The following is a 21,250-nucleotide window of genomic DNA, read 5'->3' as shown; positions in this document are numbered from 1 at the left end:
ATTTTTAGGGGGTTTACAAAAAATAACCTACTCCAAAGGTAACGTTAGAAAATTCTTGGATATTGTAAGAGAGGTTAAAGACTATATTCGGTAATTTATAATTAGCGCCAAGCGTTCCGCTAATTCCTGAGTTATTATTTTCTACAGAAAAATTATTTACTAAATCCTGAAAAGCTTCATACTCTTCTTCTAATTGATAGACACCATCAAACTTCGTGTCCGCTTTAGCTGTAAGATAAGCCAGACCGGCGTAAAAATTAAGTTTTTCAAATTTTGTTGACCCAATTACCGCAAAATTCCATGTATTTATTCTAGTATCAATTCCCTGATTCTCATCTTGCTCTCCAGATTCTTTTACATCATAAAAACCATTAAATTTTGTATACCCTACAAGGGCAGACATATAAACTGGAAACGCCTCTTCTTTACTGAACCATTTAGAAAATTCATGCTGAAGCCCAAAACCATATAATTGTTTTTCTACTCGACCATACACAATTTTAGGCGCAAAACGCACTTTAACCTCTGTAGCTTTAAAAACACCTATACTCGCTTGTAAAAAAACATTTGGAGCATAATCTACATTATCATCAATTCCATTAGGAAGCTCAATCGCAATAGGCTCATTCTCCCCATTCAAATTATAATCAATTAAAGCTACAATATCTGCTTCATTCTCTCCAAAAATCGTCGGCACTTCTTTACTTTTAGAACCATCTTCAAAACGCACATTATTATAATTTAAAGTATTTAAAGTAAATTTACTTTCATCCCTTTTAATAAAAGTAACATTCCCCACAACAGAAATTTCAAAACTTAGAACATCTTTTACTTTTGCAGAATTATACCAACCATTATTTAAATTATACATCACCCCTTTTGCAGCAGGATTAGCATACGCTTTACCAAACCTAGTTACATCTTCTATAGTGTTTTCCGCAAATTCACTCACATTATTCTGAGCATAAGTGGCTAATGCAATAAGAAAGATTATAAACGTAAAAGTTCTATTCATTTTATAAGAATGTAGTTAATAGGTTTGAAATTAACACAAAAAAGTCCGTATTTTATAAAAACACGGACTTTTTTATTCTGTAAAACTGCTTTTAATTAAGCATCAATATTTGCATAGACTGCATTTTTCTCAATAAACTCTCTTCTTGGCGGAACCTCATCCCCCATTAACATAGAGAAAATACGATCTGCTTCTCCTCCATTATCTATAGTAACTTGGCGCAGAGTTCTAAATTCAGGATTCATCGTGGTATCCCACAGCTGTTCCGCATTCATCTCACCAAGACCCTTATAGCGCTGAACACCTACACTACCAGCATATTCTTTGGTAATTTCATCGCGCTCTTTCTCACTCCAAGCGTAACGTTTTCTACTTCCTTTTTTAATTAAGTATAAAGGAGGTGTTGCGATATAAATATGTCCCGCTTCAATTAACTCTTTCATATAACGAAAGAAGAAAGTTAATATAAGAGTTGCAATGTGACTACCATCTACATCGGCATCACACATAATAACAATTTTATGGTAACGCAATTTAGAAAGGTTAAGCGCTTTACTATCTTCTTCTGTACCTATGGTTACACCTAAAGCAGTATAAATATTTCTAATTTCTTCGTTTTCGAAAACCTTGTGTTGCATCGCTTTCTCAACATTCAAAATCTTACCCCTTAACGGCAAAATAGCTTGAAAATTACGATCACGACCTTGCTTTGCAGTTCCACCTGCCGAGTCTCCCTCGACTAAGAACACTTCACATTGTTCAGGATCTTGCTCTGAGCAATCTGAAAGTTTTCCTGGTAAACCACCACCGCTCATTACAGTTTTACGCTGCACCATTTCTCTCGCCTTCTTTGCAGCGTGACGAGCTTGAGCAGCTAAAATCACTTTTTGCACTATCGTTTTAGCATCGTTAGGATTTTCTTCTAAATAAATCTCTAACATTTCTGAAACTGCCTGAGAAACTGCCGATGTCACCTCACGGTTACCTAGCTTGGTTTTCGTCTGACCTTCAAATTGAGGCTCAGCTACTTTCACAGAAACAATAGCTGTTAAACCTTCTCTAAAATCGTCTCCTGCAATTTCAAACTTGAGCTTGTCCAACATTCCAGAAGCATCTGCATACTTCTTCAAGGTAGATGTAAGCCCTCTTCTAAATCCAGAAAGGTGAGTTCCACCTTCATGAGTATTAATGTTATTTACATAAGAGTGTAAATTCTCGTTGTATGAGTTGTTATAAATCATAGCCACCTCAACAGGAATGTCATTTTTTTCACCCTCCATTGAGATTACATCACCAATAATTGGCTCTCTCGTACCATCTAAGAAACGGATAAATTCCTTAAGACCTTCCTCAGAGTGGAAATGATCACTTTTGTATTCGCCATTTTCCTCTTTTTCGCGCTTATCAATTAAAGAAATTTTAATTCCTTTATTTAAAAACGCTAACTCTCGCAATCTACTTGCAAGTGTATCATAATTATATCTAGTCCCCTCTTTAAAGATAGTAGGGTCGGGCTGAAAGGTAACCACTGTACCATTAAACTCTGTTTCTCCTACGTTTCTTACAGGATATAAAGGCTTTCCTTTTTCGTACTCTTGCTCCCAGATTTTCCCATTTTTATGGACTACCGCATGTAAATGATCAGAAAGTGCATTTACACAACTAACTCCTACACCGTGAAGACCACCAGAAACTTTGTAAGAATCTTTATCAAACTTCCCTCCTGCTCCAATTTTAGTCATTACAACTTCCAAAGCAGAAACTCCCTCTTTTTTATGAATATCAATTGGGATCCCACGACCATTATCTTTAGTGGTAATAGACCCATTTTCGTTAATAACTACATCTATAGCATCACAATGACCAGCCATAGCCTCATCAATAGAGTTATCTACCACCTCATAAACTAAATGGTGTAAACCTCTATTTCCAACATCTCCAATATACATAGATGGACGCATTCTCACATGCTCCATTCCCTCTAATGCCTGAATACTATCGGCTGAATAACTTTTCTTAACTTCTTCGCTCATATATATCAAAAATTAACATACCAAAAACAAATATAGAAAAAGCCAAGTTGTTACGGAAATCATTACCTTCTACAATAGTTGAAGTTATTAACATTTAAAATACAACTTTAAAAGATTTTAATTAACAAAATTTACTGGATTCTTTAACTAAAAGAAATATTTTAAAAGTTATTTTTACGGAAACTTATTTCATGAAAAATACAATTTACGTTTTATTAGTAGCCTTTCTTACCATCCCAAATCTTACAGCACAAGATTTCTCTGACATAGACAAAAGCCCTATGGATGTGACGATTATAAGAAATCAAAACCACTCCCCTATGGCTAGAGTGATTTACAGTAGACCTAGCAAGAATGATAGAGATATTTTTGGAGACCTTGTTCCTTACGGAAAAATTTGGAGGACCGGAGCTAATGAAGCTACCGAAATTACAATCTATAATGATATGTCTATAAGCGGACAAAAAATTCCTGCAGGAACTTATACCTTATATACTATTCCTAATAAAACAGAATGGACCATCATACTTAATAAGAATATAAATGTATGGGGAACCACAAGTAATTATGATTCAGAAAAAGATTTAATCAGGATCAAGGCTCCAGCAAGAACTGCTGCTGCGACTATTGAAGATTTTTCAATGGCTTTTCAACCTATTGACAATGGCGCTAATTTATTAATGGGATGGGATGATACTTATGTGGAAATTCCTTTTAAAAATGCTGAATAAGAATTAGAACATTTTATAAATAAAAAAGCCTCAAAAAATTGAGGCTTTTTTATTACGGAATATTTAGATATTTATGTGTTTGCAAAGACACTTTCCATTTAGGATTTTTCATTACATAATCTACAATGAGAGGAACAATTTTATCTCTAACACTCCACTCTGGCTGTAAATATAAAATACAGTTCTCACCAACCTTTTCGGCTTGTTGTTCCGCGAAAACGAAATCACTCTTATTATAAACAATTACCTTTAGCTCGTGTGCTTTTTTTGAAACTTCTGCAGTTGGTAATTTTAGCTTTTTAGGCGATAAACAAATCCAATCCCAATCTCCTGTAAGCTTATAAGCTCCAGAAGTTTCTATGTGAGTTTTAGCTCCTTTTTCTTTTAATGACTTAGTGATTCTTGTCATATCCCAAGTAAGTGGCTCTCCTCCAGTAATCACTATAGTATCGCTATATTTTAATGCATTATCTACAATGGTTTCGGTAGCCGTAGGCGGGTGCTTTTCCGCATCCCAACTTTCCTTTACATCACACCAATGACAACCAACATCACAACCTCCTATTCTTATAAAATAAGCTGCCGTACCTTTATGGTATCCTTCTCCTTGAATGGTATAAAACTCCTCCATTAAAGGTAACATCTCTCCTTTCTCTACAAGCTTTTCTATCTCTTCTTTCTTCATAAGCGCACAAAGATAGTCAATCCTATTCAAAAGTTTAATGAATAGATTAAAACCTTAAAACATTCAAGATAATGTTCTATAAATTTCTACGAGAAAATTACTATTCATATTTTTACATCTCGTTATAAAAACTAACTCATTATGGTTAAAAAATACATTTTAGCTGGTTGTTTACTTACTTCTATATTCACTTCTTGCTCTAACGAGAAAGAAGTAAATCCTTTTTTGATTTCTCAAGGAAATGTAGGTAAACTAAATACTGATACTCAGTTAAAAGATTTAGATTCTGTTTTCTCAGGTGATTCTATTGTTAAAAAAGCTGTAGAAAACGGATTTTCAAAAAGTAACGAGGTAACTATTTACGATAAAGAAGGAAACGAACTTCTATTATTAGACCCTGTGAAAGAATTTGACAGCACGAGTACAATTGGTAACATTCAAATTAAAGATAAGCGTTTTAAAACAGGAAAAGGACTTGGTTTAGAAAGCACTTTTAAAGATATCTCTACCAATTATAAGATTTCTAGAATCGAAAACACGTTACGTACGGCTGTAATTTTTTTAGACGAAATAAACACTTACGTAACTATAGATAAAGAATACATTAAAGGAGATGCTCGCTACAATACAGACATTCCTATTGAACCTAGCCAAATTCCCGATGAAGCTAAAATTAAGCACTTTTGGATTGGCTGGAAGTAATTTTAAAAAATCATTTTCTTGAAATACATTACCCTAATCTTCATTTTTTTAAGCTTTTTAAGCTGTAAAGAGAAATTAAGAGAACCCAGTAAAGAGGCTATAGACTATTATAATCTCCCCACTTTTGTTAATGACACCCTACAAGCTGTTATTGAGATTCCTGCTGGAACCAACAAAAAAATTGAATATCATATTCAACTTAGACAGTTTACAGTAGATTCTATAAATCACAAGCCAAGAAGTATTGAGTATCTTCCTTATTTAGGAAATTATGGTTTTATACCTTCCACTTATTCAGACCCAAAAAAGGGAGGTGATGGCGATGCGCTAGACATTCTCGTTTTATCTGAAAGTACACCTAGCGGAAGTATTATAAAAGTTATCCCAATTGGAGTTTTAAGATTGGATGATAACGGAAAGTCTGACGATAAAATTATCGCAGTCCCTGCTCAATTAGCACAGCAAATTTTGCCTATCAAAAGTTTTGAAGAACTTTCTTTAAATTATCCAGAAATTAGGAAAATGATTTCTGTATGGTTTCAAAACTATAACCCGAAGGACGAAATAACTATTTTAAGTTTTAACGGAGAGGACACCGCTTATAGCATCATAAAAAAATGGAGTAAACATTAATATTTCCTTTAGGAAATGTTAATTAGAAAAGAGAAAAAGCAAGTATTCCATAACTTTAACCTCTAACCAAATTTTTTATTATGATTAAGATTTTAGGGATTGTACTTACCGTTGCCGGAATGATTTGTTTAGTAATTGGAGTATTTGGTATTTTTGGAGAAATGAACATAGGTTTAAGTCCGTGGGCTTTTGCAATTATAGGTTTAATATTTTTCCTTTCAGGAATTGGTATTGTTAAGAGAAAGAAAGACACCGACGAGGTTTAGTATATAATTAATTTTCCGCTTTAGCGAATGAAAAAGAAATTTCAAAAATATCTGCCTAAGATTATAGGGATGCAACTTAATTCACAGCACCTCATTCAACCTCAAAAAGCAGCTTCTAAAGCTTTTTACTTATTTTGTTCTCCAAGAAGAGGACGAGTAAAACCAGAACAAGAAGATTTTTTAAACAACGCTAAAGCGGAAGTTTTTAATTTTCAGAATAAAAAAATACAAACCTACAGATGGTCAGGAAGCAAAAAAAGAATTTTATTAGTGCACGGCTGGGAAAGTAATACACATCGTTGGGAAGAATTTATAAAAAAACTCCAGAAAGAAGATTACGATATTTTCGCTTTTGATGCACCTGCTCACGGTTATTCTGAAGGAAAAATAATAAATGTCCCTCTTTACGCAAGCGCTTTGCAGGAAATGGTTAATCAAATTACACCAAGTATTATTGTGGGTCACAGTATTGGGGCTATGACAACAGTTTTTCATCAGCATCAATATAATAATAATAATGTTGAAAAGCTGGTTCTATTAGGTCCGCCGTCTGAGCTGAGCTCCATTATGGATGACTATCAAAAAATTCTTAAGTTAAAACCTCGAGTAATGAAAAGCTTAGAAGACTATTTTCATCAACAGCTTGGGTATCGCTTTAAAGAATTTTCAATTGCAAAATTTGCAAAGGCAATAAGACAACCAGGACTTATTATTCACGATGAATATGATAAGATTGCGCCCATTTCTGCCTCTAAGGCAATTAATAATGAATGGAAAAACTCTAAACTTATCATTACTGAAGGTGCTGGACACTCTTTAAATAATGATTCTATACATAACAATATTCTAAATTTTATCAATAACTAAATCGTACATTTTGTCGCAAGAAAACCTCATCAGAATTAACAAGTACCTTAGTGAAGCAGGCTTCTGTTCTCGTAGAAAAGCCGATAAATTAATTGAAGAAGGTAAAGTGACCATTAATGGAAAAATTCCAGAAATGGGAACAAAAATCGCTGAAGGGGATGAAGTAAGAGTTAGCGGTGAGTTAATTGTTCCAAAAGAAAAACCAGTTTACATTGCGTTTCACAAACCCATAGGAATTGTTTGTACCACCGATACTTCTGTAGAAAAAGATAACATCATAGATTATATTAATTATCCTACTCGTATTTTTCCAATTGGGAGGTTAGATAAACCTAGTGAAGGTCTTATTTTACTTACCAATGACGGAGATATTGTGAATAAAATTTTACGTTCAAGAAACAATCATGGGAAAGAATATTTGGTAAAAGTAAACAGACCTGTGACCGATGCTTTTATTGAAAGAATGTCTAACGGAGTTCCTATTCTTGATACAGTAACGAAAAAATGTAATGTAGAAAAAGTGAGTTCGCACGAATTTAGAATTGTACTTACGCAAGGTCTCAATAGACAAATTAGGCGTATGTGTGAATATTTAGATTATGAAGTAGTTAAGCTAAAGCGGATTAGGATCATGAACATCAAATTAGATGTTCCCGTAGGTAAGTATAGAGATTTAACTTCTGAAGAATTAAAAGGATTGAACAAACTCATTTCGTCTTCTAGCAAAACCGAAGAAGCCTCTAGAAATAAGCCTAAACAAGCTACTTCTAAAAAGTTTGACAGATCTTCAAGAAACAGACGAAAAAACTAACATATTTTTAAGGGTTTTATAATTTGATCTTGGTAACTTTAAATAAAAAATGGAAAAGCCAAGAATTAAAAACGAAGACCAATACGAAGCTTTAAGAGATAAAGGCTATAGCAAAGAAAAATCTGCAAGAATAGCGAACACCCCAAACTCAGGAGAAAAAGGAGGTAAAGCTAAAAAGTATGAAGATTGGACCAAAGAAGAGCTTTACAGTCAAGCTAAAAATATTGGGATTGATAATCGATCAAAAATGAATAAAGAAGAATTAATTAAAGCACTAAGAAACAATTAAGTCTATGAGAAAAGTGCCTCCATTTCATTTAGCCATTCCCGTAAAAGACCTTAAATCTGCTCGAGAATTTTATACCGATACCCTCCATTTCAAAGAAGGCAGAAGTAGTGATCATTGGGTCGATTACGATTTTTTTGGGCATCAGCTAGTTATTCATTTAGACCAAAACGAGCACCTGGCTTCAACTAAAAACCCTGTAGATGGAAAAAACGTACCTGTACCTCATTTTGGTGTAGTACTGCCTTGGGATATTTTTCAATCTTTTGCTGACCAACTTAAACAAAAAGAAATTGAATTTGAAATTGAGCCTTACACTAGGTTTAAAGGGAGAACTGGAGAGCAAATGACCATGTTTTTCTTTGATCCTTCTGGAAACGCATTAGAGTTTAAGGCCTTTAAAGATCCCGACCAATTGTTTGCTTCTTAAGTATATGAAAAAACTACAACCAGAATTTGTTAGACAAATTTTTACCCTATTACTCATCTTAGTTATAGGTTATCTTATTTTTATAGAAATGGTTCCGTACCTATCAGGTGTTTTGGGAGCAATCACATTCTATGTACTCCTAAAAAAATGGATGGCTAAATTGGTTAAAAAAGGATGGAACCAAGATTTGGCTGCTGCGGTACTTATGACATTCTCCTTTATCGGAATTTTAATTCCCATTTCTGGAATTGTACTTATGCTCACTTCAAAAATAGGGAAAGCGGTAAATAATTCAGAAAAAGTTGTCAATGCCTTTAAGCAACAAATGACCGATTGGGAACAGGCGGCCAATTACGAATTTACCAATCAAATTAATACCAGTGAGATAGGAAGCTGGGTATCTAACAATCTACAAAGTTTAGCTGGTGGTACCTTTGATGCTTTTATCGCAATAGGAATCATGTACTTTCTCCTCTACTACCTGCTCACCAATAGAAAAAAAATTGGCGAATCTATCAATGAATATGTGCCAATAAACGCAGAGAATTTGAGCCTTATTCGCAAGGAAAGTACAGAAATGGTAAAGGCCAATGCTATCGGAATTCCTTTAGTTGCCCTGTGTCAAGGTATTATTGCACTTATTGGATTTCTTATTTTTGGCGTTCCAGATCCATTTTTTTGGTTTGTAATTACCACCATTGGTTCTATGATTCCATTTGTAGGTACCGCAATAGGTATTTTACCAGTAACTATCTTATTATTTGCACAAGGCAACAACTGGCAAGCTGTAGCAATTTTAATTTACGGAACAGTAATTGTTGGAAGTACAGATAATATTATTAGATTATATGTACTTAGAAGACTATCAGACGTACATCCACTAATTACGCTTTTGGGAGTTGTCGTTGGAGTTCCATTGTTCGGGTTTATAGGTCTTATATTCGGACCTTTATTAGTATCCTTATTCTTACTTATTGTTAAGATTTACAAGAAAGAATATGGGAAAAGTAATACCCATGAATCAATCCCAAAAGCAGAAGACGAAGAACTTGATAAAAAAGCAGAATCTAAAAAACTATAACTATGGGAATATTTAACAGAAACAAAGAAGTTGATGAAGCTTTCGTAAGAAAGCAAGCATCTGAAGTATCTCCACAAGATCTAGATACTACTATTTCAAAAGAAAAACAAATTGATCAGAAAATTGCTAATTCTGGTGTACTTGAAAAATATGCCTCTTTAGCCAAGCTCATGCTAAAAATGTTGAAAGATTATAAAAATGGTTTATATAGAGAAGTTCCTTGGTTTACTATAGGTTCTATCATATTTTCACTTTTGTATGTCTTAAACCCTTTTGACCTTGTGCCCGATTTTATACCAGGCTTGGGATATATAGATGATTTGAGTGTATTAACTTTTGCTCTTAGATTTATAGAAACAGATTTACATTCTTATCTAGATTGGAAAATTGAAGAAGCAGAACAACCTGTATAAAAAAAGCCTCCAATTGGAGGCTTTTTTTTAAGATCTTTCTCTTAGACGATGACGTTCTCTCGCCAATAAAGTATTTTTAAGCAACATAGCGATTGTCATTGGCCCCACCCCTCCAGGTACTGGAGTAATATGTGAAGCTCTATTTTTTACATTTTCAAAATCTACATCTCCAGTAATCACATAACCTTTTTCTGCGGTCTCATCTGGAACTCTAGTAATCCCCACATCAATTACTACAGCATCATCTTTAATCATTTCTGCTTTTAAGAAATGAGGGATACCTACAGCAATAATAATAATATCTGCTTGAGAAGTAATCTGAGTAATGTTCTTAGTATACTTATGAGTTAAAGTTACCGTAGAGTTACCAGGAAAACCACTTCTTCCCATTAAAATACTCATAGGCCTACCTACAATATGACTTCTACCAATTACTACTGTATGCTTTCCTTTCGTAGGAATATCGTAACGCTCTAAAAGCTCTAAAATCCCAAAAGGAGTTGCTGGTATAAAAGAAGTCATATCTAAAGACATCTTACCAAAATTAGTTGGGTGAAAACCATCTACATCTTTATCTGGGTCAACCGCCATTAAGACTTGTTGTGTATTTATTTGAGGAGGCAAAGGTAGTTGTACAATAAACCCGTCTATGTTATCATCTTGGTTTAATTCCTCTATTTTGTCTAACAATTCTATTTCGCTTGTCGTACTCGACATTCTTACTAGAGTAGACTCAAACCCTACACGTTCACATGCCTTAACTTTACTATTTACGTAAGTTTTACTTGCTCCATCATTACCTACGATGATTGCTGCAAGATGAGGAACCTTCTCCCCTTTTTGTTTCATTTTTGAAACTTCTTCAGCAATTTCATTTTTAATGTCATTGCTAACTTTTTTTCCGTCTAAAATTGTCATTCTTATAAGAATTAAAAAGGGCTAAAGTTTTTGCACTTTAGCCCCAATTAGTCATTTATTGCATTCCTTTCATCATCTGCATCATACGCTTTCCGCCCCCACCTTGCATCATCTTCATCATTTTGCTCATCTGGTCGAATTGCTTTAACAGTTGATTTACTTGTGTTACTGAAGTCCCAGAACCTTTTCCTATACGTTTCTTTCTACTTGCGTTGATTACTGAAGGTTGAGTTCTTTCTTCGGGTGTCATAGAATGAATAATAGCTTCAATATGTTTAAAAGCATCGTCATCTATATCGATATCTTTCATCATTTTTCCCGCACCAGGGATCATTCCGACAAGGTCTTTCATATTCCCCATCTTTTTTACCTGCTGAATTTGTTTTAAGAAATCATCAAATCCAAATTGATTTTTTGCAATTTTCTTTTGAAGTTTTCTAGCCTCTTCTTCATCATATTGATCTTGTGCACGCTCTACTAAAGACACAACATCTCCCATCCCAAGGATACGATCGGCCATACGCTCTGGATAGAACACGTCTATAGCTTCCATTTTCTCCCCTGTACCAATAAACTTAATAGGTTTATTTACTACAGATTTAATAGAAATTGCTGCTCCCCCACGAGTATCACCATCTAATTTGGTAAGAATTACCCCGTCAAAATTCAATACATCATTAAAGGCCTTAGCGGTATTTACAGCATCTTGCCCCGTCATAGAATCTACTACAAAAAGAGTCTCTTGTGGCTGGATAGCGTTATGTATATTAGAAATTTCGGTCATCATCGCTTCATCTACTGCTAAACGACCTGCGGTATCTATAATAACTACATTATGTCCATTCTCTTTAGCATAAGCCAATGCCTTTTCTGAAATAGCTACTGGATTCTTTTCTTCTCTATCTGAAAATACCTCAACACCTATTTGATCACCAACTACGTGTAATTGATCGATTGCTGCAGGACGATAAACATCACAAGCAACGAGAAGAGGTTTCTTTGTTTTCTTTGTTTTTAAGAAATTAGCTAGTTTACCAGAAAAAGTAGTCTTACCACTACCCTGAAGACCTGACATTAAAATAATACTTGGGTCACCAGAAAGATTAATCCCAGCAACTTCGCCTCCCATTAATTTAACAAGCTCATCTTTAACAAGCTTCACCATTAATTGTCCTGGCTTAAGACTAGAAAGTACATCTTGCCCTAAAGCCTTTTCTTTTACCGTACTGGTAAACTCTTTGGCAATTTTATAATTCACATCGGCATCTACTAAGGCACGACGTACCTCTTTTAATGTTTCTGCTACATTAACCTCAGTAATCTGTCCGTGTCCTTTTAAGACGTGTAATGCTTTATCTAGCTTATCACTTAAATTATCAAACATAGTCTTTCTTCTATTTTTAAGATTTGCAAAGTTAAGAATTAGATGTTTAACTATAAAGTCTTAATGCATGAAAATAGAAATTTATAAAAGCAAAAAAGACTGACAATAAATTGACAGTCTTTTTACTAAAACAACAAAAAACTATTTACTTTCTGCGGTGTTCAAGATTTTATAAAAGGTCTAGTTTTATAAAATGAAAGATGGTTTAAATCTCAATCCCATTTCATAAGGGTAATTACTTATATAACAACACATTTACAAAAACTCCTAATAGCAACTCATATTTTTTTTTAATTTTACGGAAAACTCCAACTCATATGACTAAAAATTTACAAGACCATGTTTGCGAAGAGAGTGTTTTTGCTCGCATATATGAAAAACACGCTAAAAACATTCATGATTTTCTATATTATAAGTTTGGAGAACTGCTTCAGCCAGAGGACAAAATGCAAGAAGCATTTGTAAAGTTATGGCAAAACTGCAAAAAAGTTCCGCCTAGTAAAGCAAAAAGTTTTCTTTTTACTGTTGCAAATAACCTTATGCTTAATGAGGTAAAGCATCAAAAAGTAGTATTGAAATATGAAAAAAGAAAAACCCAGCATCAAGATCATCAAGACCCTCAATTTTTATTAGAGGAACAGGAATACCTCAAAAAATATCAAAAAGCGCTTGCTAGCCTTACTGAATCCCAACGGGTTGCTTTTTTGCTAAATCGTACTGAAGGCAAAAAACACAAGGAGATTGCAGAAATCCTCAATATTTCTCAAAAAGCAGTAGAGAAGAGAATTTATGGAGCCTTGAAAAAAATCCGTAAAGAAATAAAAGGAATTTAAAAAAGAAGTAGGATAAATTGCAAGGTTGTTGTTCTATAGGTAGAAAATAAAGCATGAAAGAAGAAGAAATCATAAAGAAGTGGTTAGATAACGAAACGTTATCTGGAGAGGAATTGCAATTTTTGCAAGAAAATGAAGCTTTTAAAGACTATCAAAAAATTGCTGAAAATGCAACCTATTTTAAAGCTCCGCAAATAGATATTCATAATGGATTAAAATCTGTTGTGGAAAAGACCAGAGAGAAAAAATCTAAGAAAGTTTGGATAAATCAGCTTACTAGGATCGCTGCTATTTTAGTGATTGCCATAGGATCTTACTTTTTATTTTTTCATTCTACACAAACTCAAATCGACACTTTAGCTAATGTCACAAAACAGGTAAGTTTACCCGACGACTCTGAAGTAATTCTAAATGCAGGAACATCAATCTCTTATAACAAAGATACTTGGACTGGAAATAGAGAAGTTCATTTAGATGGAGAAGCTTTTTTCAAAGTAGCTAAAGGGAAAAAATTTACAGTAATTACATCCTTAGGTGAAGTGAGTGTTTTAGGAACCCAGTTTAACGTAAGACAGAGAGATAATTCTATTTATGTAGATTGCTATGAAGGACTTGTAGAGGTGAAAATTAATAATAAACGTATAAAACTTCCTGCTGGGAACAGCATAGCTTTTCGTAACGAACAACTTAACGAATATGAAAATACTGGAAATTCTTCAACTTGGCTTCAAGATAAAAGCACCTTTAAGAGTGTGCCGCTAAGAGAAGTATTTAAAGAATTTGAAAGACAGTACGATATTAAAATTCAAACTAAAAACCTTACTTTAAATCAAGATAAATTGTTTACTGGTAGTTTTACTCATAAAAACATCGAAACCGCAATAAAATCAATTACTTTGCCGTTTGGATTAGACTATAGTATTCAAGAAGATGAGATTATCGTGAGTGCCCGTGAGTAAAAATTTATACGTATTCTTATTTATTATTTTAGGTTTATGTTGTAGTGTTACTAAAGCACAAACAACAAAAGATTCTATTGCTTTACCTCAAGTAATTATAGAATTAGAAAATAACTACGATTACAATTTTTCTTTTGCCGATAAAGATATAGAGGATCTATATGTTCCTCTATATGATACAAAAATGCCTTTTACAGATATCATTGCTTTTCTTGAAGCGCATACCCCACTTATTTTTGAAAAAATATCTGAAAGGTTTATTGCGGTTACAAAAAATAAAAATGTTTTAACTGCTGAAAAAATTGAAGAACTAGAAACCATAATTATTTCTAATTATTTAGCTCGCGGTATCACCAAAAAAGATCAAGGTGTTTTTGAGGTAAATTTTGACGATTTTGCGGTATTACCAGGTTTAATAGAGCCCGATGCTTTACAAACAGTAAGGTTTTTACCAGGAGTAGAAAGTATAAATGAGAAAATATCTGACCTCAACATTCGTGGCGGAACACAGGATCAAAACTTGGTTCTATGGGACGGGATAAGAATGTATCAGTCAGGACATTTTTTCGGACTTATTTCTGCGATAAATCCATACATGACACAAAAGGTTTCTTTAACTAAAAACGGAACCAATTCCGCTTACGGAAATAGTGTTTCTGGAATTTTATCGCTTTCTACCAGCGATAAAATTCAAAATGATTTTCATGCAGAAGCAGGTGTAAATTACCTAAGCGCTTATGGTTTAGTAGACGTTCCTTTGTTCAAAAACTCATCATTAAAAATTGCAGCAAGAAGCTCTATAAATAGTTTTTTTAAAACCCCTACTTATGATCAATATTACGATCGGGCATTTCAAAATACAGAAATAACAGATACGAGTGAACAAAGTATCAAAACAAACGATGAGTTTTCTTTCTATGACGTTAGTTTAAGGTGGCTTTACAAGCTTTCTAAAAAAGATCGTTTACGTATTAATTTCATTTATTTAGACAATGATCTTACTTTCTTAGAAAATGCCGTAGTAGACAATGATATTAACACAAAAACTAGTGAACTTTCTCAAAATAGTTTAGGCATCGGCATTAATTATAAAAGGAACTGGAGTGATGTTTTTAAAACAAACTTTCAATACTATTTTTCTGATTATCAATTAAATTCTAAAAATGCTAATGCAGTCACTTCTCAGGATCTTACACAAGAAAATGAAGTGATAGAGAATAGTTTTAAATTTACCACTTCGTATAAGGTAAATGGGAATATTCAATTAGAAAACGGACTGGATTTTATAAAAACTAGAATTGACAACGTTCAAAAAATGATTAATCCCTTATCGGGAAATTTCAGTCAGCTTTACGCAACCAATTATGCGTTGTTTTCTACTTTTTCGTTTAAATCTAATGATTTAAAAACTTCGCTTCAATTGGGTACTCGACTTAATTATTTTAATGAATTTGATTTATTTTTATTCGAACCTCGATTCAGTTTTAATCAAAAAATTTTAGATCATCTTTCCTTCGAGTTTCTAGGCGAAGCTAAAAGTCAATCGAGTACTCAAATCATAGATTTCCAAAAGGATTTTCTCGGTATAGAGAATAGACGTTGGCAGTTAGCAGATCAAGAAGAAGTCCCTATTCTTAAAAGTTTTCAACTATCTTTAGGCGTGCATTATCATAAAAATAATTGGCAAGCAAGTACCGAGGCTTATACTAAAAAAGTGACGGGAATCACTTCTAGAAGCCAAGGATTTCAAAATCAATTTGAATACGCTCCTTTAATTGGCGACTATTATATTCGAGGTATAGACTTTCTACTAAAAAAAAGATTCGGGAGAATAAATGCTTGGGCTAGTTACTCTTTGACCAACAACGACTATACTTTTGAAGATATATCTGAAGAGCCTTTTGATAGTAACTTAGAAATCACCAATTCGCTTTCTTTTACTACTTCTTATGAATATGATCAACTCAAACTTTCAGGCGGAATAAAATGGCGCTCTGGAAGACATTTTACTCCCTTAAGTGAAACAGGATTAGCTAACCATCAATTTGATTATCTAGCTCCAAACAGTGAAAATTTAGACCCTTATGTTCGAGTAGATTTTTCTGCAAGTAAGCAATTTCCTATTCATCCTAAAATAAACGCTTATGCAGGAATTTCAATATGGAATGTTTTAAACACAAAGAATATTGTAAATGCTTATTATGAAAGAAGAAATGAAGAAATATTTTTGGTTGAACAAGAAGGCTTAGGAATAACTCCAAATCTTATCTTTAGACTCATGTTTTAAGCAAAAATTAAAATTTTAAAATTGCTACTTCGCTTCATTTATCATTATCTTCGATTACCTAAACAAGGTTAAAAGATGAATAGAATTTGGAAAGCTTTATTTAAAAGATTCACGAACATAGAGGAGAAGATACCTGCTGAAGAATCTATATCAGACTTTCGAAATGCCAAAGCTTACCGAAAATTTAAAATTGCATCTAAGCAGCTCATTAAAGAATCTATTTTTATCCTTTGCGGAATTTTTTCTGCAGCCTTTGGATTAGAAAGTTTTTTACTCCCAAATAATTTTATTGATGGTGGAGCTACAGGAATCGCTCTTTTGCTTACAGGCTTAAGTGAACTTCCACTTTGGGGGATCATTCTATTAGTAAATGTTCCATTTGTTATTTTAGGTTACAATATCATAGGAAAACAATTTGCGGTAAAAACGGCTATAGCGATAAGTTTATTAGCGCTCATTATCGCAAATATTCACTTTCCAGAAGTAACCGATGACAAGCTATTAGTTGCCGTCTTTGGAGGGTTTTTTCTAGGTGCAGGAATAGGATTTTCAGTGAGAGGTGGTGCCGTAATTGATGGTACAGAAGTTTTAGCTATTTATCTAAGTAGAAAATTTGGAGCTACCATTGGCGATATTATAATTATAATCAATGTTATAATCTTTGGCGCTGCAGCGTACTTCCTTTCTATTGAAGCTGCCCTCTACTCTATGATTACCTATTTTGCAGCTTCGAAAACTTTAGATTTTGTTATCGAAGGTATTGAAGAATATATCTCTGTCAATATCATTTCTGTTCACAGTGAAGAAATAAGAGAAATGATTTTAAATAAACTTCGTCGAGGAGTTACCATTTACAAAGGTCAACGCGGAGTAAAACATGTCAGCGGAAATGATGATTTAGATATTATTTATACCGTCCTCACGCGTTTAGAACTCAATAAACTTAACAACGAGATAGCAAAAATAGACTCTAATGCGTTTGTGGTAATGACTCCTGTTAAAGACACTAAGGGAGGTATGATAAAACGCAGACCTCTTCACTAAATAAAAAAACCGAGTAAAAATTTTACTCGGTTTTTTAGTTTTTACATTCTTTCTGGAACATCTATTCCTAGTAAGCTAAATGCATTTTTTATAGTTTGCGCTACCGCTTTTGCTAATTGAACTCTAAATATTTTTTCTATTTCTACATCGGTTCCTAGAATACTTACATTTTGATAAAAAGAATTAAATTCTTTCACTAAATCGTAGGTGTAATTAGCAATTAATGCTGGACTGTGTTGAGCGGCAGCTTGCTGAATCACTTCGGGAAATAATTGCAATTGCTTCATCACCTCTTTTTCTTTAGCATCCAACGTATAATTACTTACATCTTCACCGTGATTAAAACTTGCTTTACGCAGAATGGATTGTATTCTTGCATACGTATACTGAATAAAAGGTCCTGTATTCCCTTGAAAATCTACAGATTCTTCAGGATTAAATAAAATACGCTTTCGCGGATCTACTTTGAGGATGTAGTATTTTAACGCCCCTAAACCAATAGTGTTATATAAACTCTCTTTCTCCTCATTGGTGTAACCCTCAAGTTTCCCTAAGTCTTCAGAGATTTTCTGAGCTGTTTGAGTCATCTCTACCATTAAATCATCGGCATCGACAACAGTTCCTTCTCTACTCTTCATTTTTCCGCTAGGTAAATCTACCATACCGTAACTTAAATGATAAAGGTGATTAGCCCATTCATAATCTAATTTCTTTAGTATTAAAAACAAGACCTTAAAGTGGTAATCTTGTTCGTTTCCTACGGTATAAACCAAGCCATTAATAGCATAATCTTCTACACGCTGAATAGCCGTCCCGATGTCTTGCGTCATATAAACTGCCGTCCCATCAGATCGTAAAACGATTTTTTCATCTAAGCCATCTTCAGTCAAATCTATCCAAACACTACCATCTTCTTTTTTAAAGAAAACTCCTTTTTTTAATCCTTCTTGAACGACTTCTTTCCCTAATAAATAGGTGTTACTTTCATAATAGTTTTTATCAAAATCTACCCCCATATTTTTATAGGTAGTTTCGAAACCGTCATAAACCCATTGGTTCATTTTTTTCCAAAGCGCAACTACATCTTCATCTCCTGCTTCCCACTGCAAAAGCATTTTCTTAGCTTCTAACAATAAAGGAGCTTCTGCTTTTGCTTCTTCTTCTGTTTTTCCTTGCTCTTGGAGTTCTTTGATTTGACTTTTATATTCTTGATCAAATTTTACATAGTAGTTCCCTACTAACTTATCTCCTTTAAGCCCGGTAGATTCTGGTGTTTCTCCGTTTCCAAATTTTTGCCAAGCCAACATACTTTTGCAAATATGTATTCCACGATCATTAATAATTTGGGTTTTATAAACCGTATTTCCTGCTGCTTTAAGAATTTCCGCGACAGCGTAACCTAATAAATTATTCCTTACATGACCTAAATGCAATGGTTTATTAGTATTTGGCGAAGAATATTCTACCATAATACTAGGAGATTTCTCCGTAGATTTTACAAAACCAAAATGTGCGTCATCTTTTATTACTTTAAATTGTTGAAGAAAATAATGATCGCTTATCACCAAATTTAAGAACCCTTTTACTACATTAAAACGAGCAACTTCTTCAACATTTTCTACTAAGTAGTTACCAATTGCTTCTCCTAAACTTACAGGATTGGTTTTCACTTGGCGTAACATAGGGAAAATTACGACAGTAATATCGCCTTCAAACTCCTTGCGTGTGGCTTGAAATTCGACATTTTCTAAATTAACCTGATGTAAAGCTGTTAACGCTTCTTTAATGTGTTGTTCTAATAATATTTGCATGAAAATTCACTTAAATTTGGAGCTGCAAAGATAATTTAAAAATTAGAGTTGACTAACCTCTACTTGAGCTTTCCTTTTTTAAAATTATTTATTTTTTAAGTTTTTTCATCTACACCCTCATATTTTAATCCTCTAATTTGTAAACCTTCCCTTTTAAATGTAATTTTAAGTTTGCTTAAATTTTGACTTCAATACACTTAATTACAAATGAGATTTCACATAAAAACAATTCTCGTAATTTTTATATCTGTATTTATGCTTACTGCCTTTACAAATACAGATAGCACTTACAATTTTGAAGTTAAAAAAGGAATTGATTTTTATAACGGAGATTATCAAGAAGCTTTAGAGAATGCTAAAGCGGAAAAAAAATTAGTGTTTGTATACCTTTATGCCAATTGGTGCGGAGTTTGTAAGTCATTGAAAAAAAATACTTTTCGAGATGCATCTGTAGGTGAGTTTTACAATAAAGAATTTATTAATTTGTCTTTAAATGCAGAAAAAGGTGAAGGAGCCGAAATTGCCAGAAGTATTGGATTGCGAAGCTATCCTACTTTACTTTATGTAGATGCTAATAATGGCCGAATTTTAAATCGAGTTTCTGGTTATAAAACTCCCATCCAATTTATTAATCTGGGCAAAATTTTCACTCAAAAACAATAACTAATTAACTCAGTCTAAGAACAAATGCTTTTTAATGTTTCTTATCGGAATCCTAAAATCACAAATACCATCAATCAAACAGTCGGACTTCCTTTTACTTTAAAAGAACGATTTGCATTAAAAGGAATTGGTTCTGGTAAATTATATATTAATTCTTCAAGTATAGAAATTCATAATTTATTGGTTTTAGATTCTTATCTTAATGTTTGTAATATTGAGATTAGACCCGATGGTATTATTCTTGGTTTTAGATCGCTATTAGAAAGCTACGCATTGATTATCCCTTATTATCAATTGAAAATCTATAAAGGTAAAGCAGAAGAATACTCAATTTACGGCAACAAACATTTTGTAAAAATCAAAGCCGATTCTCCAAAAATACATCGGTTTATGAAAAAAACATTAGCCTTAAAAGCAGATCATTCCAGTTCTTCTAATCAGGGTTATTATTAGCCTTTTGGTAACTTTCATTTAATTATTTCTTGAACTTCAGCATGGTTTTTAAAAGCATATTTGCCAAAAAAACGATGGATTTATTTATTTATGTTTTTGCCGCATTATTTTCGGTAATTAACCCACTAGGAACCGTTCCTGTCTTTGTTGGCTTAACCAAAGAAGATACTAATGCAGAACGTTCTAGAACCTCTTTACTAGCCGCTACTAATACCTTTGTAATTTTAGCAATCGCTTTTTTTACGGGAAAATACATCTTAAACTTTTTTGGAATTAGTATAGAATCGCTAAGAATTGCAGGCGGACTTATTATTGTGTCTTCTGGTTTTGCCTTGCTTACAGGATCATTTAACAAACACAAAGGAATGGATCGTGAAAAAGTAAAAAATGATGTGCAAGAACGAGATGGCGTATCTCTAACTCCCTTAGCTATTCCTATGCTTGCTGGACCCGGAGCGATTTCTTTATTAATTGGATTGCAAGAAGATCACCATTTAATCTTTGATAGATTAATTATAGTTTTAGCCATTGCTATTACTTGTACCGCTACTTTTTTAATGCTTAAAAGCGCTCACTTTATTGTAAAATTTTTGGGAGCATCAGGAATTAACGCTATCTCTAGAATTATTGGTTTTATTGTAATTGCAATTGGGATAGAATATATTAGCTCTTCAATAATGACAGTACTTGGGGTAGCACTCCTATAAGAGGTTACCTTTTTTTAAAGGCAATACCACAAACCAAAGTAAGAATACCTAAACATATCATGGCAAAGCTTTGGGTATTATCGGTCTTCGCCGGAATTTTACTCGCACCATCTTCCAAAGAAATATGAGGAAAAACTACCGTATAAAGTCCGTAACCAATAAGCACTATTCCTAAAATTAGCAAGACGATTTTTAATGTATTCTGCATTCTTAAAGCTTATTTCTATTTTTAGTGGAA

At 33.3% G+C, this 21,250-nt stretch carries 24 protein-coding genes; 17 read left to right on the top strand and 7 right to left on the bottom strand.

All coding sequences use genetic code 11. The features are described 5' to 3' along the window. Positions 1-13 precede the first annotated feature (13 nt). Both FT986_RS14900 and gyrB read right to left on the bottom strand, forming a co-directional pair. Complete coding sequence (locus FT986_RS14900) at positions 14-1,015, bottom strand: DUF6588 family protein (RefSeq protein ID WP_147865731.1); 1,002 nt, start codon at positions 1,013-1,015, stop codon at positions 14-16. Between the two features lie 95 nt (positions 1,016-1,110). Then, positions 1,111-3,048: a DNA topoisomerase (ATP-hydrolyzing) subunit B gene (gene gyrB, locus FT986_RS14895; RefSeq protein ID WP_147865730.1), complete on the bottom strand. Its 1,938-nt coding sequence runs from the start codon at positions 3,046-3,048 to the stop codon at positions 1,111-1,113. A 191-nt stretch (positions 3,049-3,239) separates the two neighbouring features. Between gyrB and FT986_RS14890 the strand changes: the two genes are divergently transcribed. Continuing rightward, a complete protein-coding gene (locus FT986_RS14890; RefSeq protein WP_147865729.1) occupies positions 3,240-3,779 on the top strand; it encodes a DUF2911 domain-containing protein in 540 nt (179 codons plus the stop codon). 52 nt (positions 3,780-3,831) lie between these two features. On the opposite strand, the gene FT986_RS14885 is transcribed toward FT986_RS14890, so the two are convergent. After that, positions 3,832-4,464, bottom strand: a complete 633-nt coding sequence (locus FT986_RS14885) for a 7-carboxy-7-deazaguanine synthase QueE (RefSeq protein WP_147865728.1) — start codon at positions 4,462-4,464, stop codon at positions 3,832-3,834. Between the two features lie 141 nt (positions 4,465-4,605). Here FT986_RS14885 and FT986_RS14880 point away from each other — a divergent pair, with 141 nt between their 5' ends. The 9 genes from FT986_RS14880 to FT986_RS14840 all read left to right on the top strand — a co-directional run bounded on the left by FT986_RS14880 (position 4,606) and on the right by FT986_RS14840 (position 9,953). Beyond that, positions 4,606-5,166: a hypothetical protein gene (locus tag FT986_RS14880; RefSeq protein WP_147865727.1), complete on the top strand. Its 561-nt coding sequence runs from the start codon at positions 4,606-4,608 to the stop codon at positions 5,164-5,166. Positions 5,167-5,184: 18 nt separating this feature from the next. Beyond that, positions 5,185-5,799, top strand: coding sequence for an inorganic diphosphatase (locus FT986_RS14875; protein WP_187248650.1), 615 nt, complete (start codon positions 5,185-5,187; stop codon positions 5,797-5,799). Between the two features lie 80 nt (positions 5,800-5,879). Continuing rightward, positions 5,880-6,065 (top strand): hypothetical protein, encoded by a 186-nt coding sequence (locus tag FT986_RS14870; RefSeq protein WP_111541845.1) that lies wholly within the window; start codon positions 5,880-5,882, stop codon positions 6,063-6,065. A 27-nt stretch (positions 6,066-6,092) separates the two neighbouring features. Continuing rightward, positions 6,093-6,932, top strand: a complete 840-nt coding sequence (locus FT986_RS14865; RefSeq protein WP_147865725.1) for an alpha/beta hydrolase — start codon at positions 6,093-6,095, stop codon at positions 6,930-6,932. Positions 6,933-6,942: 10 nt separating this feature from the next. Next, the gene (gene rluF, locus FT986_RS14860) at positions 6,943-7,743 is read left to right on the top strand and encodes a 23S rRNA pseudouridine(2604) synthase RluF (protein ID WP_147865724.1); all 801 of its coding nucleotides are present in this window, start codon (positions 6,943-6,945) and stop codon (positions 7,741-7,743) included. 49 nt (positions 7,744-7,792) lie between these two features. Then, entirely contained in the window at positions 7,793-8,032 is a 240-nt protein-coding gene (locus FT986_RS14855) for a Rho termination factor N-terminal domain-containing protein (RefSeq protein ID WP_147865723.1), read from the top strand. Between the two features lie 4 nt (positions 8,033-8,036). Next, positions 8,037-8,459, top strand: coding sequence for a VOC family protein (locus FT986_RS14850; RefSeq protein ID WP_111541849.1), 423 nt, complete (start codon positions 8,037-8,039; stop codon positions 8,457-8,459). Between the two features lie 4 nt (positions 8,460-8,463). After that, the gene (locus FT986_RS14845; protein WP_147865722.1) at positions 8,464-9,540 is read left to right on the top strand and encodes an AI-2E family transporter; all 1,077 of its coding nucleotides are present in this window, start codon (positions 8,464-8,466) and stop codon (positions 9,538-9,540) included. A 2-nt stretch (positions 9,541-9,542) separates the two neighbouring features. Further along, positions 9,543-9,953: a YkvA family protein gene (locus FT986_RS14840; RefSeq protein WP_255505994.1), complete on the top strand. Its 411-nt coding sequence runs from the start codon at positions 9,543-9,545 to the stop codon at positions 9,951-9,953. 27 nt (positions 9,954-9,980) lie between these two features. Here the strand turns inward: FT986_RS14840 and FT986_RS14835 are convergent, their stop codons facing one another. Continuing rightward, on the bottom strand, positions 9,981-10,871 hold the full coding sequence (locus FT986_RS14835; RefSeq protein WP_111541851.1) for a bifunctional 5,10-methylenetetrahydrofolate dehydrogenase/5,10-methenyltetrahydrofolate cyclohydrolase: 891 nt from the start codon (positions 10,869-10,871) through the stop codon (positions 9,981-9,983). Between the two features lie 55 nt (positions 10,872-10,926). Further along, on the bottom strand, positions 10,927-12,255 hold the full coding sequence (gene ffh, locus FT986_RS14830; protein ID WP_111541852.1) for a signal recognition particle protein: 1,329 nt from the start codon (positions 12,253-12,255) through the stop codon (positions 10,927-10,929). Positions 12,256-12,572: 317 nt separating this feature from the next. On the opposite strand from ffh, the gene FT986_RS14825 reads away from it, so the two are divergent. The 4 genes from FT986_RS14825 to FT986_RS14810 all read left to right on the top strand — a co-directional run bounded on the left by FT986_RS14825 (position 12,573) and on the right by FT986_RS14810 (position 17,378). After that, on the top strand, positions 12,573-13,088 hold the full coding sequence (locus FT986_RS14825; RefSeq protein WP_147865721.1) for an RNA polymerase sigma factor: 516 nt from the start codon (positions 12,573-12,575) through the stop codon (positions 13,086-13,088). A gap of 53 nt (positions 13,089-13,141) precedes the next feature. Beyond that, positions 13,142-14,047, top strand: a complete 906-nt coding sequence (locus tag FT986_RS14820) for a FecR family protein (protein ID WP_147865720.1) — start codon at positions 13,142-13,144, stop codon at positions 14,045-14,047. Next, a complete protein-coding gene (locus tag FT986_RS14815; RefSeq protein WP_147865719.1) occupies positions 14,040-16,334 on the top strand; it encodes a TonB-dependent siderophore receptor in 2,295 nt (764 codons plus the stop codon). Before FT986_RS14820 ends, FT986_RS14815 begins: the two co-directional genes overlap by 8 nt. Positions 16,335-16,409: 75 nt before the next feature. Continuing rightward, the gene (locus tag FT986_RS14810; RefSeq protein ID WP_147865718.1) at positions 16,410-17,378 is read left to right on the top strand and encodes a YitT family protein; all 969 of its coding nucleotides are present in this window, start codon (positions 16,410-16,412) and stop codon (positions 17,376-17,378) included. Between the two features lie 41 nt (positions 17,379-17,419). On the opposite strand, the gene argS is transcribed toward FT986_RS14810, so the two are convergent. Further along, positions 17,420-19,189, bottom strand: coding sequence for an arginine--tRNA ligase (argS, locus tag FT986_RS14805; protein WP_147865717.1), 1,770 nt, complete (start codon positions 19,187-19,189; stop codon positions 17,420-17,422). Between the two features lie 207 nt (positions 19,190-19,396). On the opposite strand from argS, the gene FT986_RS14800 reads away from it, so the two are divergent. From FT986_RS14800 to FT986_RS14790, 3 genes are all read left to right on the top strand, one after another. Then, entirely contained in the window at positions 19,397-19,852 is a 456-nt protein-coding gene (locus FT986_RS14800; protein WP_147865716.1) for a thioredoxin fold domain-containing protein, read from the top strand. A 24-nt stretch (positions 19,853-19,876) separates the two neighbouring features. After that, positions 19,877-20,305: a hypothetical protein gene (locus FT986_RS14795; RefSeq protein WP_147865715.1), complete on the top strand. Its 429-nt coding sequence runs from the start codon at positions 19,877-19,879 to the stop codon at positions 20,303-20,305. Positions 20,306-20,379: 74 nt separating this feature from the next. After that, positions 20,380-21,012 carry a MarC family protein gene (locus FT986_RS14790; protein ID WP_147865714.1) on the top strand — a complete coding sequence of 211 codons (633 nt, stop codon included), beginning with the start codon at positions 20,380-20,382 and terminating at the stop codon, positions 21,010-21,012. Between the two features lie 4 nt (positions 21,013-21,016). On the opposite strand, the gene FT986_RS14785 is transcribed toward FT986_RS14790, so the two are convergent. Beyond that, complete coding sequence (locus FT986_RS14785) at positions 21,017-21,220, bottom strand: DUF3185 family protein (protein WP_147865713.1); 204 nt, start codon at positions 21,218-21,220, stop codon at positions 21,017-21,019. Positions 21,221-21,250: the final 30 nt, after the last annotated feature.

The organism is Mesonia sp. K4-1 (genome assembly GCF_008017825.1).
In the GTDB taxonomy this organism is placed as follows: domain Bacteria; phylum Bacteroidota; class Bacteroidia; order Flavobacteriales; family Flavobacteriaceae; genus Mesonia.
This window is presented reverse-complemented; position numbering and strand designations above follow the sequence as displayed.

Bases quoted from the DNA above. Each gene is read 5' to 3' on its own strand.
- FT986_RS14790 (WP_147865714.1), top strand. From the start codon at position 20,380: ATGGATTTATTTATTTATGTTTTTGCCGCATTATTTTCGGTAATTAAC.
- FT986_RS14835 (WP_111541851.1), bottom strand. From the start codon at position 10,871: ATGACAATTTTAGACGGAAAAAAAGTTAGCAATGACATTAAAAATGAA.
- FT986_RS14855 (WP_147865723.1), top strand. From the start codon at position 7,793: ATGGAAAAGCCAAGAATTAAAAACGAAGACCAATACGAAGCTTTAAGA.
- FT986_RS14900 (WP_147865731.1), bottom strand. From the start codon at position 1,015: ATGAATAGAACTTTTACGTTTATAATCTTTCTTATTGCATTAGCCACT.
- FT986_RS14785 (WP_147865713.1), bottom strand. From the start codon at position 21,220: ATGCAGAATACATTAAAAATCGTCTTGCTAATTTTAGGAATAGTGCTT.
- FT986_RS14800 (WP_147865716.1), top strand. From the start codon at position 19,397: ATGAGATTTCACATAAAAACAATTCTCGTAATTTTTATATCTGTATTT.
- FT986_RS14825 (WP_147865721.1), top strand. From the start codon at position 12,573: ATGACTAAAAATTTACAAGACCATGTTTGCGAAGAGAGTGTTTTTGCT.
- gyrB (WP_147865730.1), bottom strand. From the start codon at position 3,048: ATGAGCGAAGAAGTTAAGAAAAGTTATTCAGCCGATAGTATTCAGGCA.
- FT986_RS14840 (WP_255505994.1), top strand. From the start codon at position 9,543: ATGGGAATATTTAACAGAAACAAAGAAGTTGATGAAGCTTTCGTAAGA.
- FT986_RS14850 (WP_111541849.1), top strand. From the start codon at position 8,037: ATGAGAAAAGTGCCTCCATTTCATTTAGCCATTCCCGTAAAAGACCTT.
- argS (WP_147865717.1), bottom strand. From the start codon at position 19,189: ATGCAAATATTATTAGAACAACACATTAAAGAAGCGTTAACAGCTTTA.
- ffh (WP_111541852.1), bottom strand. From the start codon at position 12,255: ATGTTTGATAATTTAAGTGATAAGCTAGATAAAGCATTACACGTCTTA.
- FT986_RS14885 (WP_147865728.1), bottom strand. From the start codon at position 4,464: ATGAAGAAAGAAGAGATAGAAAAGCTTGTAGAGAAAGGAGAGATGTTA.
- FT986_RS14820 (WP_147865720.1), top strand. From the start codon at position 13,142: ATGAAAGAAGAAGAAATCATAAAGAAGTGGTTAGATAACGAAACGTTA.
- FT986_RS14845 (WP_147865722.1), top strand. From the start codon at position 8,464: ATGAAAAAACTACAACCAGAATTTGTTAGACAAATTTTTACCCTATTA.
- FT986_RS14865 (WP_147865725.1), top strand. From the start codon at position 6,093: ATGAAAAAGAAATTTCAAAAATATCTGCCTAAGATTATAGGGATGCAA.
- FT986_RS14810 (WP_147865718.1), top strand. From the start codon at position 16,410: ATGAATAGAATTTGGAAAGCTTTATTTAAAAGATTCACGAACATAGAG.
- FT986_RS14890 (WP_147865729.1), top strand. From the start codon at position 3,240: ATGAAAAATACAATTTACGTTTTATTAGTAGCCTTTCTTACCATCCCA.
- FT986_RS14880 (WP_147865727.1), top strand. From the start codon at position 4,606: ATGGTTAAAAAATACATTTTAGCTGGTTGTTTACTTACTTCTATATTC.
- FT986_RS14870 (WP_111541845.1), top strand. From the start codon at position 5,880: ATGATTAAGATTTTAGGGATTGTACTTACCGTTGCCGGAATGATTTGT.
- FT986_RS14795 (WP_147865715.1), top strand. From the start codon at position 19,877: ATGCTTTTTAATGTTTCTTATCGGAATCCTAAAATCACAAATACCATC.